A 19209-nucleotide genomic window follows, 5' to 3' on the forward strand; every position below is an offset into this window, starting at 1 on the left:
GCCCCGTACGCCGGAGCCACGCACAGGGGCCGGGCACAGGGGCCCGGCACTCAGGGCAACAAGAAGAAACAAGGGAACTCGGGGGACCCACTCATGGATCCATCCACCGCGGGCGTGCGCCTCGCCTCCGCCGCGGTCGGGCCGCTGGTCCGGAAACTCTTCGTCCGGGAAGGGCCCGGCGCCGGCCTGACCAACGCACCGGTCCGGCTCTCCGCACTGGTCTCGTTCCGCGGCGAGAAACGCACCCTCACCCCGAAGGACCTGCACAGACTCGCCGCCGAACTGGTCCGCCGGGCCGTCGACGCGGCCGGGCCGGGCGAGCGCCCCGTCCCCGCCGACGAGGAGACGGCCGTCGCCGATGCCCTCGCCGCCTCCCTGGGCGCCCTCGGAGACCTCGACATGGACGACGTCCAGGCCGTCCAGCTAGGCGCCACCGTACTCGCCGCCCGCCTCACGGCCGCCGCCCCGCACGCCACCCGCGGCCTCAGCCGGGACGCCGAGGAGCTGCACCGCACCCTCCTCACCACGTCCTGCCTGCACATCGTCCACTTCTTCACCCAGCGGTCGACGTTCGTGGCCCGCACCCTCGTCCAGCAGAGCCGCGGTCTGGACACCCTGATCGCCCGCGTCGACACCTTCCTAGCCCGCCATCCGTCCGCGCACGCCGCCGACGCCGCCTTCGAGCGCGACTATCTCCGCTACATCGCCCGCAAGCACAGCCGCCTGACCATCTACGGCATCGACCTCGCCCACTCCCCCGACCGCTGGCCCCTCGACGCCGCCTACCTGAGCCTGCGCGCCGCCCCGCGCCACCACACGGGCCCCAGCGGACTCACCGACCCCGACGGCCTCGGCACGGAACCCGCGCCCCCACCCCTCGAACCGGCGGACCGCGCCCTCGCCCACCTCGACCGCGTCCTGTTACGCGGCGTCGCCGGCTCCGGCAAGAGCACCCTCGTCCAGTGGCTCGCCGTCGGCTGCACCCGCGAACCCGCCGCCACCCCGCTCCCCCACCTCTACGGCCGCATCCCCTTCGTCCTCCCGCTGCGCACCCTGCACCGCGCCGACACGCTGCCCACCCCGGACCACTTCCTCGCCGCCGTCGGCTGCCCCCTCACCGGCCCCCAGGGCTGGGCCGAACGCGTTCTGACCACCGGCCGCGGCCTCCTCCTCATCGACGGCCTCGACGAGATCCCCGAAGCCGACCGGGAACGCACCCGCCGCTGGCTCCGCGACCTCCTCGACGCCTTCCCGGACAACCTGTGGATGGTCACCGCCCGCCCCTCCGCCGTCCGCGAGGACTGGCTCGCCGCCGAACACTTCACGGAACAGACCCTCGCGCCCATGGGCCGCGACGAGGTGGCCGCCTTCATCGCCCGCTGGCACACCGCCGCCCGCCCGGACGCCCCCGACCCGGATCTCCTCGACTCGTACGAAACGTCCCTGCTCACCGCCGTCCGCACCAAGCAGGACCTCGCCCGCCTCGCCACCAACCCCCTCATGTGCGGCCTGCTCTGCGCCCTCCACCGCGACCGCCGCGGCTACCTCCCCACCGGCCGCAAGGAGCTGTACGACGCCGCGCTGACGATGCTCCTCGCCCGCCGCGACCGGGAACGCGACATGCGCGGCCCCGACGGCATCGAGCTGAGCGACGCCCCGCAGATCCAACTCCTGCAACGCCTCGCCTACTGGCTCATCCGCAACGGCCGCACCGAACTCGACCGCCCCCACGCCGAACGCCTCATCGCCCAGGCCCTCCCCTCGGTCCCCGCCGCCGCGGCCCAGGGCGACGCCCCGCGGATCTTCCGCCACCTCCTCCTCCGCAGCGGCCTCCTCCGCGAGCCCACCCCCGGCTCCGTCGACTTCATCCACCGCACCTTCCAGGACTACCTGGGCGCCAAGGCAGCGATCGAGGAGGGCGATCTCGGCCTCTTGGTCCGGCACGCCGCCGACTCCCAGTGGGAGGACGTGATCCGCATGGCGGTGGCCCACGCGCGACCACGGGAGCGGGCGGAGCTGCTCACCGAGATGGTGGCTCATGGGGACGAGATCGAGGACCGAACCGTCCGCCTCCGCGTCCATCTCCTCGCTCTCGCCTGCCTGGAACATGCGACAGAGCTGGCGCCCGCGGTACGGGAGGCGGTGGAAGAACGGGCGGGGGTCATTTTGCCTCCACGGCATTTCGAGGAATCCAAACTGCTTGCCGACGTCGGCCCGCTCGTCCTGGAACTGCTGCCAGGGCCCGAAGACGGCCTGTCGGACGAAGAAGCCACGGAGACGGTCCACACGGCCGGCCGGATCGGTACGGCCGGCGCACTGGAATTCCTCAAGCGCTTCCGGGAACACCCGGCTCCTGCCGTCCGACTCCAACTCGCACGTTCCTGGTCGTCGTTCGACACCGACCGCTATGCGGAGGAAATCATCCGGCACCTCGCCCCGGAGGTCCTCCACAAGGCCAATTCCACCGCCGAACTGCAGATCCTCAAGGCACTCGGCGGTCGCACCCGTATGTGGGTGAACGGCCCCTTCCCCGACGCGGAACTCGTCGATGCCCTGGACGTGGAACACCTCGAAGCGCTGTCCCTCATGGATAATCCGGTCCTCGATGACCTGAGTTTCCTCCGGAGAGCCCAGCACCTGACGTCACTGACGTTGTCCAACTGCCCGAAGATCACCGACCTCGCTCCGCTGGCCGGGATCAGGACCCTCCGCGCGCTCTACCTCCACGGCACTGACACGGACCGCTCTCCCGACGGCCTCGTCACACTCCGCCACCTCGAATCCTTGAATGTCGGCGTGCCACTGCCACCGGACGGCTTGCACGCCTGCCCTACGGACGCCCCGCTGACGCATCTGTCGCTCGGCGCGCCACTCGGCGCCGAGTTCGACCGAACGGCGGAGTTCTGGCCGCTCCTGAGCAGTCTCCAGCTCCGGCGTCTCACGACCGACTTCGGCGAGGAACAGTGGGACGTTCTCGCCCGTCTCCCGGCGCTGACGGACTTCGTCTTCGGGGTGCACGCAAACGCAACGCTCTGCCTCCCCGCCGGGCTACGGATTTCCCAGGTGACGACGCTCAGCATCGTCAATGACGAAAGGGATCCCGAAACAGCCCTCACCGCCCGGCTGCGCGCTGTCCTCCCTCATTTCCCCGGCGTCCGGACCCTGAAGGTGTTCGGCATGGGCACCCATTTCCCCGCCTTCGACGCCCCGGACCTTTCGCTTCTCCCCTTCCTCGAAGAGCTCCATCTCTCCCACCTTCTGCCCGCCACGGATATCGCCCTGCCCCCCGGCGTAAAACTCACCCTCTTTCCCGAGCCACGCGGCTGAAGGCGCCCGCCCAAAAACACCACCGCCCCGAACCCATAACCAGGGTCCGGGGCGGTGCCACAGCCACTACGCCAGGCGCAGGGCCGTCACGCGTTACGCGTCCTTACTCAGGTTCGTCGGACCGGAGCCACCGGCCGCGGACTCGATCGGCGGCGCGTCCGGCAGGGCCGACTTCTCCTCGCCGCGGAAGGTGAAGGCGGCGGAGTCGCCCTCGCCCTCCACATCGACGACGACGATGTGACCGGGGCGCAGCTCGTTGAAGAGGATCTTCTCCGAGAGGGTGTCCTCGATCTCGCGCTGGATCGTGCGGCGCAGCGGACGGGCGCCGAGCACCGGGTCGTACCCGCGCTTGGCCAGCAGCGACTTGGCCTCGCCGCTGAGCTCGATGCCCATGTCGCGGTCCTTCAGCCGCTCGTCCACCTTGGCGATCATGAGGTCGACGATCTGGATGATGTCTTCCTCGGTGAGCTGGTGGAAGACGACGGTGTCGTCGACACGGTTGAGGAACTCGGGGCGGAAGTGCTGCTTCAGCTCCTCGTTGACCTTGTTCTTCATCCGCTCGTAGCCGGTCTTGACGTCGCCCTGGGCGGCGAAGCCCAGGTTGAAGCCCTTGGAGATGTCCCGGGTGCCGAGGTTCGTCGTCATGATGATGACGGTGTTCTTGAAGTCCACGACCCGGCCCTGGGAGTCGGTCAGGCGACCGTCCTCCAGGATCTGCAGCAGCGAGTTGAAGATGTCCGGGTGGGCCTTCTCGACCTCGTCGAAGAGCACGACGGAGAACGGCTTGCGGCGCACCTTCTCGGTGAGCTGGCCGCCCTCTTCGTAGCCGACGTAGCCGGGAGGCGAACCGAAGAGCCGCGAGACGGTGTGCTTCTCGCTGAACTCCGACATGTCGAGGGAGATCAGCGCGTCCTCGTCGCCGAAGAGGAACTCGGCGAGCGTCTTGGACAGCTCCGTCTTACCGACACCGGACGGGCCGGCGAAGATGAACGATCCACCGGGACGCTTGGGGTCCTTCAGACCGGCACGGGTACGGCGGATGGCCTGCGAGAGCGCCTTGATGGCGTCCTTCTGGCCGATGACGCGCTTGTGCAGCTCGTCTTCCATCCGCAGCAGCCGGGAGGACTCCTCCTCGGTGAGCTTGAAGACCGGGATGCCGGTGGCCGTCGCCAGGACCTCGGCGATCAGCTCCTCGTCCACCTCGGCGACGACATCCATGTCGCCGGCCTTCCACTCCTTCTCCCGCTTCGCCTTCGCGGCCAGGAGCTGCTTCTCCTTGTCGCGGAGACCGGCGGCCATCTCGAAGTCCTGCGAGTCGATCGCGGACTCCTTCTCGCGGCGCACGTCGGCGATCTTCTCGTCGAACTCGCGGAGGTCCGGCGGCGCGGTCATCCGGCGGATGCGCATCCGGGAGCCGGCCTCATCGATGAGGTCGATGGCCTTGTCCGGCAGGAAGCGGTCCGAGATGTAACGGTCGGCGAGGGTCGCAGCGGCGACCAGCGCGGAGTCCGTGATGGACACCCGGTGGTGCGCCTCGTAGCGGTCCCGCAGGCCCTTGAGGATCTCGATGGTGTGCGGCAGCGACGGCTCCGCGACCTGGATGGGCTGGAAGCGGCGCTCCAGCGCGGCGTCCTTCTCCAGGTGCTTGCGGTACTCGTCGAGCGTGGTGGCACCGATGGTCTGCAGCTCACCACGGGCCAGCATCGGCTTGAGGATGGAGGCGGCGTCGATCGCGCCCTCGGCGGCGCCCGCACCGACCAGCGTGTGCAGCTCGTCGATGAACAGGATGATGTCGCCGCGGGTGCGGATCTCCTTGAGGACCTTCTTCAGGCGCTCCTCGAAGTCACCGCGGTAGCGGGAGCCGGCGACCAGCGCGCCGAGGTCGAGGGTGTAGAGGTGCTTGTCCTTGAGGGTCTCGGGCACCTCGCCCTTGACGATGGCCTGCGCCAGGCCCTCGACGACGGCGGTCTTGCCGACGCCGGGCTCGCCGATGAGGACCGGGTTGTTCTTGGTGCGGCGGGACAGCACCTGCATGACCCGCTCGATTTCCTTCTCGCGCCCGATGACCGGGTCGAGCTTGGTCTCCCGGGCGGCCTGCGTGAGGTTGCGGCCGAACTGGTCCAGGACGAGGGAGGTCGAGGGCGTGCCCTCGGCCGGGCCGCCGGCGGTGGCGGCTTCCTTGCCCTGGTAGCCGGAGAGCAGCTGGATGACCTGCTGCCGCACCCGGTTGAGATCGGCGCCCAGCTTCACGAGGACCTGGGCGGCGACGCCCTCACCCTCGCGGATCAGGCCGAGCAGGATGTGCTCGGTGCCGATGTAGTTGTGGCCGAGCTGAAGGGCCTCGCGGAGCGAGAGCTCCAGGACCTTCTTGGCACGGGGGGTGAAGGGAATGTGGCCGGACGGAGCCTGCTGGCCCTGCCCGATGATCTCCTCCACCTGCTGGCGGACCGCCTCGAGCGAAATCCCGAGGCTCTCCAGGGCCTTAGCGGCGACACCCTCACCCTCGTGGATCAGGCCCAGGAGAATGTGCTCGGTGCCGATGTAGTTGTGGTTGAGCATCCGGGCTTCTTCCTGAGCCAGGACGACAACCCGCCGCGCGCGGTCGGTGAACCTCTCGAACATCGTAAATCGCTCCTCAGAGCGGTCGGGCAGTGAAGGGGGCGGTCCCCTCCCTGTCCTTCCGCATGCTAGTCCCGCAGGGCGGGACAGCTCATTCCAACTGCCGACACCCGTACGCGGCTCACCCCACTCTCGTAGGGACGTCACCTGCCCCGAACAGCCGACAACTGCTCCAACCCGATGGTGCGAGACGATGTTCCCGCAGGCCAGGCATATACGCCCACCACCACTACGCCCGTGGCGAACGCGGCCCGTTCCGGCGCGGCGTCCGGGAAACCGGCTCTGCCGCCGATATCCGGGCGTCGTGCGCCGTCACACCGTCTTTTCCCATGATGAATGTCTTACCCGCCGCCACTGACACTCCATGCGGCACGGACCCTGTCCATCCGCTACGGGCGAACACCGCGGGACCGATCCGGGCCCCCGTCCGGCACCCATACCCATACAGAACGCAGTCAGCCGTCGACCCTGCGTAACCTTCCCGGGTTCCGGGAGTTCACCGGGCATGGCCCGCGCGCTCCCGCGTCCCCGTACGCCTTTCGCCGCCCTGCGCCGCCGGTACGAGCGGGAACTCGGCTGGCCGACGGCCCCCGGGGAGCCGCCGGAGCTGCTGACGGGGGTGCGGTTCGACGTTCTGGAGATGCCCGCGGACGCGGGCCGGGCGGTGCTGCGGCGGCTGCCGGGCACCGGGCCGGTCGCGCTTTGGGGCGGTCACCCCTGTGCGACGTCCGGCCCCGGGGCGGCGGTGTGCCCCGCCGGGAGTGTTCCGTCCGGTACCGACGGGATTTCCCGCGTCGATCGGCCGAAAATACTCATGCTCGTGGCAGTGGGTGGCGCCGAGGAACTGCCCGGAATCCTGGAATGGCTGGAGTGGGGCTCACTCGTGCCCGATCTCACGGCGCGGGGCACCGGAGAACGGATGCCCGCTCCGTCATTCCCCACTTCCGGGCAGTCGTCATGCGGAATCGGCTCGCGGGAGGCCGCGGTTTGGATGCGGCCTCCCGAACCGGGATACGAGGCCGAGAATTCCCTGCCCGTCACGGGGATCGGGGCAGGTTTCGGGGGACGCGGCGGCGCCCCCGACCTCGTACGACTCGTGAGCGCGGCGGCTACGGAATGCCACCGGGCCCGGTTGCTGCGTGCTCGTAATGGCCAAACGGATCGCGCCGGAGGCGATCAGCCGTTGGCCTTCTCGTATGCCTCGCGAATGTCGGCGGGGACACGGCCGCGGTCATTGACGTTGTAGCCGTTCTCCTTGGCCCATGCGCGCACCTTCGCGGTGTCCTGGCTGCCACCGGAAGCCGCACGCGCCTTGCCGCGGCCGGAAGCGGAACGGCCTCCGGTACGACGGCCCGCCTTCACGAAGTCGGCAAGAGACTCACGCAGCTTGTCCGCGTTGGCGGTGGTGAGGTCGATCTCGTAGGACTTGCCGTCGAGAGAGAACGTCACGGTCTCGTCGGCCTCGCCACCGTCGAGGTCGTCGACAAGAAGAACCTGAACCTTCTGTGCCACCGGGTTTCCCTTTCATCGAATGCGGATTACGACGGAAAGCAAACCGCTTTTCCCTGAAAAACACAAACCCCCGGGTAGGGTTCACTTGCCTGTGCACCGGGGAACACGTCGTGTCCTGGCCATGGGATAGGGGCGCGATTCGGACATAGAACGCCGGTCAGAGGTGCAGAAGCATGCGGCTGTTGCCCAGGGTGTTGGGCTTCACTCGTTCGAGACCGAGGAACTCCGCCACTCCCTCGTCATAGGAACGCAGCAGCTCGCTGTAGACATCACCGTCCACGGGAGTCTCACCGATCTCGACGAAGCCGTGCTTGGCGAAGAAGTCGACTTCGAAGGTGAGACAGAAAATGCGCCGCACGCCGAGCCAGCTCGCGGTCCGCAGCAGCTTGTCCAGGACCTGATGACCGACGCCGGCGCCCTTGAGCTGCGGGTCCACGGCGAGCGTGCGGACCTCGGCGAGGTCCTCCCACATCACGTGGAGGGCGCCGCAGCCGACGACCTCGCCGTCCTCGTCGCGTTCGGCGACCCAGAACTCCTGGATGTCCTCGTAAAGCGTGACGGTGGCTTTGTCGAGCAGGATGCCGTCACGGGAGTACGAGTCGATGAGGTGACGTACGGCGGGCACATCTGCGGTCCTGGCGCGGCGGACGGTGAGCCCTTTTGAATGCGGAGGCATGCGGCGACGCTATCGCTACGTGCCGCGCGCGTCCGCTCCGGGTTCATCGCCTTCCGCCGGGGCGGTGCGGTGCGGCTCTTCCGTGACTTCTTCCGGTGCCGCCGCGGGTGTCCGGGAAGTGTTCGGGCGAGTGTCTTCCGTCTCTTCGGCGAGTCCGGTGCCGGATGTCCGTTCGGGGGCGGCGGGGCCTTCCGCGGCTTCGGCGAGTTCTGCCGGCGGGGTCACCGCGTCGATCTGAACCATATGGACGGCATCACGCAGTGCCTTGCGTTGTTCCGCCGACATCATGCCGAAGAAGGCGACAAGAGCGGCTGCCGGGTTGTCGCTCGCGGACCACGCCTCGTTCATCAGTGCGGCCGAGTATGCGGCGCGGGTGGAGACCGCTTCATATCGATAGGCACGGCCTTCCGCTTCGCGCCGGACCCAGCCCTTCTGGTGGAGGTTGTCCAATACCGTCATGACGGTCGTGTACGCGATCGACCGTTCCTTCTGCAGGTCCTCCAGAACTTCCCGGACGGTGACCGGGCGGTTCCACTCCCAGACCCGCGTCATGACCGCGTCTTCCAGCTCACCCAATCGTCTCGGCACACTTGAACAATAGTGGGAGATGTCGCGATTGCCGGTTCATCGGGTGCGTTTGCACGGGAAAAACGAGGTACGGCCCGGGAGGAATCCCGGGCCGTACGAAGTGCGGGTGGCGGCGTTCGCCGGATTGCGTCGTGGATCAGACGCCGCGCGCGGCGGGCTTCTGGCCGGAAGCCGCCGATTCGGCGAGCGCGGCGTCGACCGCGGCGTCTTCCTTGGCCTTGTTCTGACCGCCCTGGCTCTTGACCATGACCACAATCAACGCGGTGAACGCCACGGCCATTAGTGCGGGCGGGAAGAGCGCGGCGACGTATTGCATGGCGGGGCCTCCTTGGGGCGTGAGGATTCCAGGGTACGCAGCGCTCAGGCCGTGCGGGCCGCGGGGGGCGGCGTGGGGCGGCGGGGCGGGAAGACCTCCCCCGGGGTGGGGACGGGGCGGTCGGGCCGGGGCGCCTTGGGTGCGGGGCGCGGGGCCGGGCGGGACGCGGGGCCGGGTGCGGGGCGGGGCTCGTCGGCGCTGCGGGCGGCCGGGAGGGTCCTGAGGCGGGTGTCCGCCGGGCGGGGGCGGGCGGTCCGTCCGGCGCGGTCCTCGCAGCGGTGGAGCAGTCCGGTGCGGCGGTCGCGTTCGGCGGGCCCGGCGGCCCGCGGGGCGAGGGTGCGCAGGGCGGCGAGGTCGTCGGCGGCGGGGGTGCAGCCGGTGGCGAGGGCCTCGTCCAGGCGGGCGAGGTAGCCGGGGGCGGCGCCGGGGAGGGCGGCGCGGTAGCGGGCGAGGTCGGCGAGGAGGAAGGCGCGCAGCCGGGCGCCTTCGCGTTCCGCCTCGTCGACGGCCTCGGCCAGCCGGAGGTACTCCTGCGGCTCCACGGGGCGCTCGGGTCCGGTGAGGCCGGGCGGGGCGGCGGGCGCGGGACGGCGGGCGTGGGCGAGGGCGCGGCGGAGCACGCGCAGTTCGTCGGCGCTGAACACCATGCCGCCGCGGGTTCCGTATGGCATAGGCATGCAGCGGACTTTACGTGCAATCAGGACAAAAGCTGCTTAACGGGATGGAGGCGGCGTGGGACGGGCGGTCCCGGGCGGGAAAGGGCGCGGCCCCCGGGGTGGCGCCTCGGGGGCGCCTGCCGGGGGCCGTGCGGGCCGATCGGGAGAGGGTGGTGGTACGGGCGGCGCGGGTCGGGCGCGGGGCCGTACCGGGCCGTTCAGGAGCGGGCGACGTTGCGTTCGTGGACGAGGCGGAGGCCGATCAGGGTGAGCCAGGGCTCGTGCTCGTCGATCTCGGTGGCCTCGCCCAGGACCATGGGGGCGAGGCCACCGGTGGCGATGACGGTCACGTCGTCCGGGTCGTCGGCGAGTTCGCGGGCCATCCGGCGGACGACGCCGTCGACCTGGCCGGCGAAGCCGTAGAGGATGCCGGACTGCATCGCCTCGACGGTGTTCTTGCCGATGACGCTGCGCGGCCGGGCCAGTTCGATCTTGCGGAGCTGGGCGCCGCGGACGCCGAGGGCGTCGACGGAGATCTCGATGCCGGGCGCGATGACGCCGCCGACGTACTCACCGCGGGCGCTGACCGCGTCGAAGGTGGTGGCGGTGCCGAAGTCGACGACGACGGCCGGGCCGCCGTACAGCTCGACGGCGGCCAGCGAGTTGATGATCCGGTCGGCGCCGACCTCCTTCGGGTTGTCCATCAGGATCGGCACGCCGGTCTTGACGCCGGGCTCGACCAGGACGGCCGGGACGTCGCCGTAGTAGCGGCGGGTGACCTCGCGCAGTTCGTGCAGGACGGAGGGGACGGTGGAGCAGATGGCGATGCCGTCGATGCCGTCGCCGAGGTCGTCGCCCAGGAGCGGGTGCGTGCCCATCAGGCCGTGAAGCAGGACGGCGAGTTCGTCGGCGGTGCGGCGGGCGTCGGTGGAGATCCGCCAGTGCTCGACGATGTCCTCGCCGTCGAAGAGTCCGAGGACGGTGTGGGTGTTGCCCACGTCAATGGTCAGCAGCATGGCGGTCAGCGGTCCTCGTGCTCGTCGTGGGCCGGGGCGGCGGGGGCCTCTTCGCGCAGGTCGAGGCCGATGTCGAGGACCGGCGCGGAGTGGGTGAGGGCGCCGACGGCGAGGAAGTCGACGCCGGTGCGGCCGTAGCGGGCGGCGTTGTCGAGGGTGAGGCGCCCGGAGGACTCCAGGATCGCGCGGCCGGCCACCAGGGCGACGGCCTCCTCCGTCTGCTCAGGGGTGAAGTTGTCCAGGAGGATCAGGTCGGCGCCCTCGGCGAGGATCGGCGGGATCTGGTCGAGGCGGTCGACCTCGACCTCGATCGGCACGCCGGGGAACTCGTCGCGTACGGCGGTGAACGCCTCGGCGACGCCGCCTGCCGCGATGACGTGGTTGTCCTTGATCAGCGCGGCGTCCGACAGCGACATGCGGTGGTTGACGCCGCCGCCGCAGCGCACCGCGAACTTCTCCAGGGCGCGCAGCCCGGGGGTGGTCTTACGGGTGTCGCGGACCTTGGCGCCGGTGCCCTCCAGGGCGTCGGCCCAGGCGCGGGTGGCGGTGGCGATGCCGGAGAGGCGGCCGAGGAGGTTGAGGGCGCTGCGTTCGGCGGTGAGCAGGTCGCGGGTGCGGGTGGTGACGCTGAGGAGGGTGGTGCCGGCCTCGACGCGGTCGCCGTCCTCGACGTGCCGCTCGACCTCGAACTCCTCGGTGCACACCAGGGAGAGCACCGCCTCGGCGACCCGGAGCCCGGCGACCGTACCGGCCTGACGGGCGGTGAAGTCACCGGTGGAGACGGACTCCTCGGGGACGGTCGCGACGGTGGTGACGTCCACGCCCTCGTCGAGGTCCTCCTCCAGGGCGAGGTGGGCGATGCCCTCCACCTGGACGGGGTCGAGCCCGGAGGCCACCAGGAGGGCGGCGAGGTCCGGGTCGAGGCCGCAGGTCAGCGGGTCCAGGTCGTAACCCTCGTCGGGCCCGCCGCAGCCGCAGGCGTCGCCGCAGCCGCCGGCGGGCGCCTCGGCCGACGGCCTGCCGATGCCGATCTGGAGGAGGGGGAGGTCGTCGGGGGTGCTGCTCACGGGATGGGCTCCGTATCGGGAAGGGGCGGGTGTGGCGGGTGGTGAGACGTCCGGTGGGGGCGCGTCAGGCGGACGGTGCGCCGGGGGCGGGCGCGCTCGGGCCCGGTGCCGTCGGCGGGAAGGCCGCGGTCTTCGTGGTGTGGACGGCGAGGGTGCGGCCGGTGCCGAGGGTGATGCGGAAGTGGCGGCGCCAGGCGGCGTCCTCGCGTCCGGGGTGGTCCTCGCGCCAGTGGCAGCCGCGGGTCTCCTCCCGGCGCTGTGCCGCGGCGACGAGGACGCGGGCGACACAGAGCAGGTTGGTGGCCTCCCACGCCTCGACGCCGGGCTCGGGCGCCTTGAGGTCGGGGGCGCCGTCGCCGCCGGCCGCGGCCGCGTCCTGGTGGAGCCGGTCGAGCGCCGCGGCGGCCCGCGCGAGACTGCCGGCGCTGCGCAGCACCCCGGCGCCGTCCGTCATGACGCGCTGCACCTGGGTCCGCGCCTCGGGGGCGAGGAGGGGCAGGGCCGGGGTGCCCTCGGGTGCGGCGGGGGCCCAGGGCGGCGTGCCCGGGGAGGCGGCCGTGTCCGGGGCGGTGGCTCCGCCCTGCTCTCCCGGGGCGGCGTCGGCGTCCGGCGCGTCCGTGGTGAGGTCCGTCGCGATGCGTTCGGCGAAGACCAGGCCCTCCAGGAGGGAGTTGGAGGCGAGGCGGTTCGCCCCGTGGACGCCGGTGCAGGCCACCTCGCCGCAGGCGTAGAGCCCGGGGACCGTCGTACGGCCCCACAGGTCGGTGCGGACGCCACCGGAGGCGTAGTGGGCGGCGGGGGCCACCGGGATCGGCTGGGTGACGGGGTCGATGCCGTGGCTGCGGCAGGCGGCGAGGATGGTGGGGAAGCGGGTCTCCCACATGGCGGCGCCGAAGTGCCGGGCGTCGAGGAACATGTGGTCGGTGCCGGTCTCGTGGGCGCGGCGCATGATCGCCTTGGCGACGATGTCGCGCGGGGCGAGTTCGGCGAGTTCGTGCTGTCCCGCCATGAAGCGGTGGCCGTCCGCGTCGACCAGGTGGGCGCCCTCGCCGCGGACCGCCTCGGAGATGAGCGGCTGCTGTCCTTCCGCTTCGGCCCCCAGGTAGAGGACGGTCGGGTGGAACTGCACGAACTCCAGGTCGGAGACCTCCGCCCCGGCCCGCAGGGCGAGGGCGACACCGTCGCCGGTGGAGACGGCCGGGTTGGTGGTGGCGGAGAAGACCTGCCCCATGCCGCCGGTGGCGAGGACCACGGCGGGGGCGTGGACGGCGCCCACGCCGTCGTGGCGGCCCTCGCCCATGACGTGCAGGGTGACGCCCGCGGCGCGGCCCCGTTCGTCGGTCAGCAGGTCGAGGACGAGCGCGTTCTCGATGGTGCGCAGCCCGGCGGCGCGGACCGCGGCGACCAGGGCGCGGGAGATCTCCGCGCCGGTCGCGTCGCCGCCCGCGTGCGCGATGCGGCGGCGGTGGTGGCCGCCCTCCCGGGTGAGGGCGATGCCCTCGCCGCCCGGGGTGGGGTCGAACCGGGCGCCCGTCCCGATGAGGCGGTGGACGGCGGCCGGCCCTTCGGTGACGAGGGTGCGGACGGCGTCCTCGTCGCAGAGTCCGGCGCCGGCGACGAGGGTGTCCGCCAGGTGCTGTTCCGGGGTGTCGCCCTCCCCCAGGGCGGCGGCGATGCCGCCCTGCGCCCACCGGGTGGAGCCGTCGTCCAGGCGCGCTTTGGTGACGACGACGGTGCGGCGTCCGGCGGCGGCGCAGCGCAGTGCGGCGGTCAGGCCCGCGACGCCGGAGCCCACGACGACGACGTCGGCGTCGATGGCCCAGCCCGGGGCGGGCGCGGTCAGCCGTATGCCGGTGGGGACGGTGCCTGTTCCGGTGGCGGTCATCAGGACGCTCCGAGGGGGCCTTGGGGTTCGTCGGACGGGGCCCCGCCGGGGGCCTGCGGTGAGGTTACGGCCGCCCCTCCACGGGGGCGCACGGGCCCCTGGGACGCGCCCGGGGTGTGCGCGTCGCGCCCTGGGGCGGTGCCGGGGCCGAAGTGGAGGCGGATGTTGTCGATGAGGCGGGTGGTGCCGACGCGGGCGGCGAGTGCCAGGACCGCTTCGCCCTGGTAGCCGTCGGGGACCTCGGTGAAGTCCGACGGGTCGACGAGTGCGAGGTAGTCCAGCTCCAGCGGCGGGTCGAGGCGCGCGGCGTCGGCGAGGACGGCGTGGGCGGCGGCGCGCGCCACGGCGGGTCCGGGCGGGCCCGCGGCGGCCCGGGCGACGGCGTGGGCGTCCGCGGCGGCCCGCTCCTCGCCCAGGGCGGCCAGCGCCTCGGAGCGGCGCCGGGAGCGCGGTCCGTCGGCCCCGGCGCGGGCGCGCAGCGCTTCCTCGGCGGTGAGCCGGTCCCGGGCGGCGAACAGCGCCGTGGACAGCGCCAGGGCGGTGCGGCGTTCGGCGGCGGAGAGGTAGCGGTTGCGGCTGGAGCGGGCCAGCCCGTCGTCCTCCCGGACGGTGGGGACGCCGACGATCTCCACGGGGAAGTTCAGGTCGGCGGCCATCCGGGTGATGACGGCGAGCTGCTGCGCGTCCTTCTCGCCGAACAGCGCGACGTCCGGGGCGGTGAGGTGCAGCAGCTTGGCGACGACGGTGAGGACGCCGTCGAAGTGCCCGGGGCGGCTGGCGCCCTCCAGGAGCGTGCCCATCGGTCCGGCGGCGATCCTGACCTGCGGTTCGCCGCCCGGGTAGACCTCGTCGACAGACGGCGCGAAGACGACGTCGGCGCCCGCACCGGCGGCGACGCGGACATCGGCGTCCAGGGTGCGCGGATAGCGGTCCAGGTCCTCGCCCGCGCCGAACTGCAGCGGGTTGACGAAGACGGTGACGACCACCTGGCCGTGGGGCCCGACCCGTTCCCGGGCGGCGCGCATCAAGGTGGCGTGCCCTTCGTGGAGGGCGCCCATCGTCATGACGACGGCGCGCGGACCGTCGCCGCGCGCCGTGGCGCGGAGTTCGGCTGCGGTGTGGAGGAGCCGGGGGGAAGGGGCCGGGTGCACGCCGGGAGCCTGGTGGGGGTCCGGGATGGCGGTGGTCATCGGGGGTCGTCTCCCTCGGGGCCGTCGTCCGGGGCGTCGTTCCGGGGGCGTCCGGGGCCGTGCGGCGGATCGGTGTCCTCCCCGGGGGCGCCGGGTTCCGGGGCGCCGTCTCCGGGGAGGGCGTCTCCCCGGCCGTCTCCGGGGGCGGCGGTGCCGCCCGGCCGCCCCGGGGGTGTGGCGTCGGCGAGGACGCCGAGCAGGTCCTCGGCCAGCTCCGGCTTGAGCAGGCCGTGGGCCAGCGCCCGGTCGGCCGTCGTACGGGCCATCGCCAGGTAGCCGGAGACGGCCTGCGGTGCGTGCTCGCGCAACTCGGCGACGTGCGCGGCCACGGTGCCGGCGTCGCCGCGCGCCACCGGGCCGGTCAGGGCCGCGTCACCGGAGCGGAGGGCGTTGTCGAGGGCCGCGCCGAGCAGCGGGCCGAGCATCCGGTCCGGCGCTCCGACACCGGCGGTGCGGAGCAGTTCCATCGCCTGGGCGACCAGGGTGACCAGGTGGTTGGCGCCGATCGCGAGGGCCGCGTGGTAGAGCGGACGGGCTTCCTCCGCGATCCACTCGGGCTCGCCGCCCATCTCGATGACCAGGGCTTCGGCGGCCATCCGCAGCTCCTCGGGCGAGGTGACGCCGAAGGAGCAACCGGCCAGCCGCTGGACGTCGACGGGCGTGCCGGTGAACGTCATCGCCGGGTGGAGCGCGAGCGGCAGCGCGCCCGCCCTGGTGGCCGGATCCAGCACGGCCGTCCCGTAGCGGCCGGAGGTGTGCGCGAGGAGCTGTCCCGGGCGGACGGCACCGGTCTCGGCGAGCCCCGCGACCAGACCGGCCAGCGCGTCGTCCGGGACGGTCAGCAGGACGAGGTCGGCCCGGGCCAGCACCTCGGCGGGTGGCACCAGGGGCACCTCGGGCAGCAGGGCCGCGGCGCGCCGTACGGAGGCGTCGGAGACCCCGGAGACGGCGACCGGGCGGTGCCCGGCGAGCTGGAGTGAGGCGGCGAGGGCGGGACCGACACGGCCCGCGCCGACCACGCCGACGGTCAGTCGGGCCGGGCGGTCCTGGGCCTCGATGGGTGGGATTGCGTTCACGTGGCGATGGCCTTCCGTTCCAGTCCGCAGGGGGTACCGGACGATTCATCGCCATGCTACGCGAGTGTTTCGGGCCACCTCCGGGGCCGGCGAAGGGCATCGCCGGGCCGCCTTCCACACCTTCGCCCGACCCGGCCCGCCCGCCGCGCCGCACCCCGCTCCCCCGTCCCGCCGTGCCACCTTGCGTAACTGTTTACGCAGGTCAGACACGTAACTGCGGCGCATTGCAGGGAGTTATCCACAGGCCGAGCGGGGGCAGTGCCGCGTGCGCCATCATCGAGGCAACGACGCGGAGCACCGGCTCGGCGGAGACCGGCACGGACGGGGGCACCATGCGCGGGAACACCCGGCACGACCATGATCACCACCACGATCACCACCACGACCGACGAGCTGCTCAACAGCCCGATCGGCACCCGGCGCCGACGGCCGCTCCCGGCGCGGAGCCGGCCGTCGGCGACCGGCAGCGGCGGCTCTCGGCGGCGCACGGCGCGAAGCGGACCCTGGCTGCCCGGCCGCAGACCCTCCGCGAACGGCTCGACGGTCTCCTCGCCGACGCCCCGGGCGTCTGCGACCTCGACACCTGGCCCGACATGTACGGCAACGACGACTCCGTCATCGGTGAGCTGGAACGCCGGACCGCCGACGCCCTGGGCGCCGAGGCCGCCGCGTTCTTCCCCACGGGGACGATGGCGCAGCAGGTGGCCTTGCGCTGCTGGGCCGGACGCACGGGCAACGCCACCGTCGCCGGCCACCCCCTGTCCCACATGGAGGTCCACGAGCGCGACGCGTACGCCACGGTCAGCGGCCTGCGGATGGTCCACCCGACCGACGAACCACGCACCCCGACGGCCGCCGAGATCCACGCGCTCCAGGAACCGTTCGGCACCCTGGCGCTGGAACTGCCACTGCGGGACGCCGGGTTCGTCCTGCCCGGGTGGGAGGAGCTGACGGCGACCGTCGAGGCGGCCCGGGAGCGGGACGCGGTGATCCACTTCGACGGGGCGCGCCTCTGGGAATGCGCGCCCCACTTCGGGCGCGGGCTCCCGGAGATCGCCGCCCTCGCCGACAGCGTGTACGTCTCGTTCTACAAGTCGCTCGGCGGCATCGGCGGCGCCGCACTGGTGGGCAGCGAAAGCTTCATCGAGGAGACGCGCGCCTGGCGGCACCGCTACGGCGGGCAGCTCTTCCAGCAGTGGCCGACGGCGCTGACCGCACTCGCCGGGCTGGACGGTGAACTGCCGCGCCTGCCCGCGTACGTCGCGCAGGCGAAGGTCGTCGCACAGGCCCTCACGGAGGCGCTGGCGGCATCGCCCGCGCCGTGGTTCCGCGTGCATCCACGGACGCCGCACACCCATCAGTTCCGGCTGTGGCTGCCGTATCCGGCGCAGACGCTGAACGAGGCTGGTCTGCGGCAGACGCGGGAGACGGGGACGTCCCTGTTCACAGCTTGGTTCGACGACGCCACCCCAGGTCTCGCGACCACGGAGGTGACGGTGCAGGCGCCCGCACTGGAGTGGACGGCGGACGACATACGGGCGGCGCTGGCGGACTTCGTCGCGCGGACAGCCACCACCTGAGCCGCCGGGCCACCCCGACGTCGCGGCAGTCGCGGCACAGCGCCGTGCGGCGCGGCGGGCCGGTCTAGCCGCACGGGGTGGCCGCGCGGCGCCCGGCTCCGTCCCCGGTACGCCGCCCGGTGCGAGCCGGGTCTCCGGTGGCGGCGCGGACAGCGATACCGGACGGCGTACGGCGAAAGGCTCCGCTGCCCGGGTGGAAGGAACGGGGGCGCGGAAAGGACGCCCGCAGGCCCCGAAGGGCACGCAGCGCGCGGGCCGGGAAGCGATCGGCGGGAGCGGTGAGAACGGAGGTGAAGCGTCTCCACAGGAGAATCTCGCGGACGGTACGGACGGTGGCGACGTCCGGTCGGACGGGCGGGGCCTCGCCCCGCTGTGCGGCACGGTAGGCGTCGAGAAGATGCTGCTGGCTGGCGTTCATGCCCTCACCCTGGGGCAGCTCCAGGCAGCGGCGCGCGCCGATTGACGAGAGCCGTCAAACGACGTTCCCGCAGGTCCCGGGCGAGCGCATGATGAGGACATGGCCAACGTCATCGACATCACCGGGCTCCCGCCCGAGCGCATCGTCTTCTCGCCGTCGCCCCTCGCGGAACTGGGCGCCGCGCTGCACGCGCTGTCCGAACCGGGCCACCACCCGGGGCTGCACGGCTGGGTCACGGCGACCTCGTCCGGGCTGAAGACCGACCTCGCCGACCGGCTGTGCGAGGCGGACTTCCTGTGGCGGTCCGCCCGCTCGGACCTGCTGCTGCCGGCCCGCCCGGGAGCGACGCTGGCCGACGAGCTCGACACGATGGACACGATCGACGACGAACGGTTCGTGGCCGCCGCCTTCGAGATCTCCTGCACCACCACGTACACCCGCTGCACGCCCTCGCCCCTCGTGGACGCGGAGGAACGCGCCCGCGTACGGGAGATGGCCGCGGCCCGCGGCCCGCGGCAGGCCGCGTTCACCGACCGCATGCTCACCGACCCGGACGGGCTGCGGATATGGCTCAGGAGACTGTTCGAGGACTGTGAGGAGGCGTTCTTCGGAGACATCTGGCGACGCGTCGGCATCCAACTGGCCGCCGACGCCCGGCACAAGACGGAGCTGCTCCGCCGCAAGGGCCTCGCCGAGACGCTGCCCGCCACCTCGACCGCGCTCTCCCTGGAGAGCACGCCCGACGGCGGCGAACGCGTCATCGTCGACAAACTCGCCGGCGGCCGGACCACGGCGTTCGCGGACGCCGACGATCCGGGGGTGACGCTCATCCCGACATCGTTCGGCTGGCCTCATCTGCTGATCAGCCATGCGCCGGGCTGGCGCCCTGTGGTCCAGTACCCGGTGGCGAGCCCCGAACTGCCCGCACCGGCCACGCTGGAACTCGTCCACCAGCGCCTCGACGCGCTGGCGCACCCGATGCGGATGAAGCTGTGCCGGTCACTGTCGCGTGGACCGCACACGACGGGCGAACTGGCGAACACGTTCGGCATCACACCGCCCGAGGTGTCCCGGCACATCGCGGCGCTCAAAAAAGCCGGACTCATCCAGACCCGGCGCCGCGGCCGGTACGTGCTGCACCAACTGGACCTCCAGGTGGTCGCACGGCTGGGGAGCGACTTTCTGGAGGGGGTACTGCGGTAGGGGGTGGAGGGGAGGGTGGGGGGCGGGGGGGGGAGCCCCCCGGGGGAGAGAACGCTCCCCGCCCTACCAGGGCCCCCTGC

The 19209-nt window shown here is 72.2% G+C and carries 15 protein-coding genes; 4 read left to right on the top strand and 11 right to left on the bottom strand.

Translation table 11 applies throughout. The features are described 5' to 3' along the window. Positions 1-93: 93 nt before the first annotated feature. Positions 94-3327 carry an NACHT domain-containing protein gene (locus tag ACGH2B_RS10920; RefSeq protein ID WP_399087476.1) on the top strand — a complete coding sequence of 1078 codons (3234 nt, stop codon included), beginning with the start codon at positions 94-96 and terminating at the stop codon, positions 3325-3327. 93 nt (positions 3328-3420) lie between these two features. Here ACGH2B_RS10920 and ACGH2B_RS10925 read toward each other — a convergent pair whose 3' ends face one another. After that, entirely contained in the window at positions 3421-5949 is a 2529-nt protein-coding gene (locus ACGH2B_RS10925; RefSeq protein WP_399087478.1) for an ATP-dependent Clp protease ATP-binding subunit, read from the bottom strand. A gap of 502 nt (positions 5950-6451) precedes the next feature. Between ACGH2B_RS10925 and ACGH2B_RS10930 the strand changes: the two genes are divergently transcribed. Continuing rightward, positions 6452-7192, top strand: a complete 741-nt coding sequence (locus ACGH2B_RS10930) for an SCO3374 family protein (protein ID WP_399087480.1) — start codon at positions 6452-6454, stop codon at positions 7190-7192. On the opposite strand, the gene ACGH2B_RS10935 is transcribed toward ACGH2B_RS10930, so the two are convergent. The 10 genes from ACGH2B_RS10935 to ACGH2B_RS10980 form a co-directional block, all read right to left on the bottom strand. Beyond that, positions 7123-7458, bottom strand: a complete 336-nt coding sequence (locus tag ACGH2B_RS10935) for an Lsr2 family protein (protein WP_030289381.1) — start codon at positions 7456-7458, stop codon at positions 7123-7125. The two genes, ACGH2B_RS10930 and ACGH2B_RS10935, sit on opposite strands and share 70 nt — an antisense overlap. Positions 7459-7615: 157 nt before the next feature. After that, positions 7616-8134: an amino-acid N-acetyltransferase gene (locus ACGH2B_RS10940; protein WP_399087482.1), complete on the bottom strand. Its 519-nt coding sequence runs from the start codon at positions 8132-8134 to the stop codon at positions 7616-7618. Positions 8135-8149: 15 nt separating this feature from the next. Further along, positions 8150-8686 carry a BlaI/MecI/CopY family transcriptional regulator gene (locus ACGH2B_RS10945; protein WP_399096921.1) on the bottom strand — a complete coding sequence of 179 codons (537 nt, stop codon included), beginning with the start codon at positions 8684-8686 and terminating at the stop codon, positions 8150-8152. A gap of 172 nt (positions 8687-8858) precedes the next feature. Continuing rightward, positions 8859-9038, bottom strand: coding sequence for a hypothetical protein (locus tag ACGH2B_RS10950; protein ID WP_399087484.1), 180 nt, complete (start codon positions 9036-9038; stop codon positions 8859-8861). A gap of 44 nt (positions 9039-9082) precedes the next feature. Beyond that, a complete protein-coding gene (locus ACGH2B_RS10955) occupies positions 9083-9715 on the bottom strand; it encodes a hypothetical protein (RefSeq protein WP_399087486.1) in 633 nt (210 codons plus the stop codon). Between the two features lie 197 nt (positions 9716-9912). Then, positions 9913-10710, bottom strand: a complete 798-nt coding sequence (locus tag ACGH2B_RS10960) for a type III pantothenate kinase (protein WP_399087487.1) — start codon at positions 10708-10710, stop codon at positions 9913-9915. A gap of 5 nt (positions 10711-10715) precedes the next feature. Then, positions 10716-11777: a carboxylating nicotinate-nucleotide diphosphorylase gene (nadC, locus tag ACGH2B_RS10965; protein ID WP_399087489.1), complete on the bottom strand. Its 1062-nt coding sequence runs from the start codon at positions 11775-11777 to the stop codon at positions 10716-10718. A 64-nt stretch (positions 11778-11841) separates the two neighbouring features. Continuing rightward, positions 11842-13662 (bottom strand): L-aspartate oxidase, encoded by a 1821-nt coding sequence (locus ACGH2B_RS10970; RefSeq protein WP_399087491.1) that lies wholly within the window; start codon positions 13660-13662, stop codon positions 11842-11844. Next, positions 13662-14852 (bottom strand): pantoate--beta-alanine ligase, encoded by a 1191-nt coding sequence (gene panC, locus ACGH2B_RS10975; protein ID WP_399087493.1) that lies wholly within the window; start codon positions 14850-14852, stop codon positions 13662-13664. The genes ACGH2B_RS10970 and panC overlap by 1 nt, the downstream gene beginning before the upstream one ends. Beyond that, positions 14849-15928 (bottom strand): Rossmann-like and DUF2520 domain-containing protein, encoded by a 1080-nt coding sequence (locus ACGH2B_RS10980; protein WP_399087495.1) that lies wholly within the window; start codon positions 15926-15928, stop codon positions 14849-14851. Before ACGH2B_RS10980 ends, panC begins: the two co-directional genes overlap by 4 nt. 332 nt (positions 15929-16260) lie before the next feature. On the opposite strand from ACGH2B_RS10980, the gene ACGH2B_RS10985 reads away from it, so the two are divergent. Next, positions 16261-17508, top strand: coding sequence for a threonine aldolase family protein (locus ACGH2B_RS10985; protein ID WP_399087497.1), 1248 nt, complete (start codon positions 16261-16263; stop codon positions 17506-17508). Between the two features lie 517 nt (positions 17509-18025). Next, positions 18026-19129: a DUF5937 family protein gene (locus tag ACGH2B_RS10990; RefSeq protein ID WP_399087499.1), complete on the top strand. Its 1104-nt coding sequence runs from the start codon at positions 18026-18028 to the stop codon at positions 19127-19129. Positions 19130-19209: the final 80 nt, after the last annotated feature.

It is taken from the genome of Streptomyces sp. BBFR2, from assembly GCF_044497305.1.
Classification (GTDB): Bacteria; Actinomycetota; Actinomycetes; order Streptomycetales; family Streptomycetaceae; genus Streptomyces.

Bases quoted from the DNA above. Each gene is read 5' to 3' on its own strand.
- ACGH2B_RS10920 (WP_399087476.1), top strand. From the start codon at position 94: ATGGATCCATCCACCGCGGGCGTGCGCCTCGCCTCCGCCGCGGTCGGG.
- ACGH2B_RS10925 (WP_399087478.1), bottom strand. From the start codon at position 5,949: ATGTTCGAGAGGTTCACCGACCGCGCGCGGCGGGTTGTCGTCCTGGCT.
- ACGH2B_RS10930 (WP_399087480.1), top strand. From the start codon at position 6,452: ATGGCCCGCGCGCTCCCGCGTCCCCGTACGCCTTTCGCCGCCCTGCGC.
- ACGH2B_RS10940 (WP_399087482.1), bottom strand. From the start codon at position 8,134: ATGCCTCCGCATTCAAAAGGGCTCACCGTCCGCCGCGCCAGGACCGCA.
- ACGH2B_RS10945 (WP_399096921.1), bottom strand. From the start codon at position 8,686: ATGACGCGGGTCTGGGAGTGGAACCGCCCGGTCACCGTCCGGGAAGTT.
- ACGH2B_RS10950 (WP_399087484.1), bottom strand. From the start codon at position 9,038: ATGCAATACGTCGCCGCGCTCTTCCCGCCCGCACTAATGGCCGTGGCG.
- ACGH2B_RS10955 (WP_399087486.1), bottom strand. From the start codon at position 9,715: ATGCCTATGCCATACGGAACCCGCGGCGGCATGGTGTTCAGCGCCGAC.
- ACGH2B_RS10960 (WP_399087487.1), bottom strand. From the start codon at position 10,710: ATGCTGCTGACCATTGACGTGGGCAACACCCACACCGTCCTCGGACTC.
- ACGH2B_RS10970 (WP_399087491.1), bottom strand. From the start codon at position 13,662: ATGACCGCCACCGGAACAGGCACCGTCCCCACCGGCATACGGCTGACC.
- panC (WP_399087493.1), bottom strand. From the start codon at position 14,852: ATGACCACCGCCATCCCGGACCCCCACCAGGCTCCCGGCGTGCACCCG.
- ACGH2B_RS10985 (WP_399087497.1), top strand. From the start codon at position 16,261: ATGCGCGGGAACACCCGGCACGACCATGATCACCACCACGATCACCAC.
- ACGH2B_RS10990 (WP_399087499.1), top strand. From the start codon at position 18,026: ATGGCCAACGTCATCGACATCACCGGGCTCCCGCCCGAGCGCATCGTC.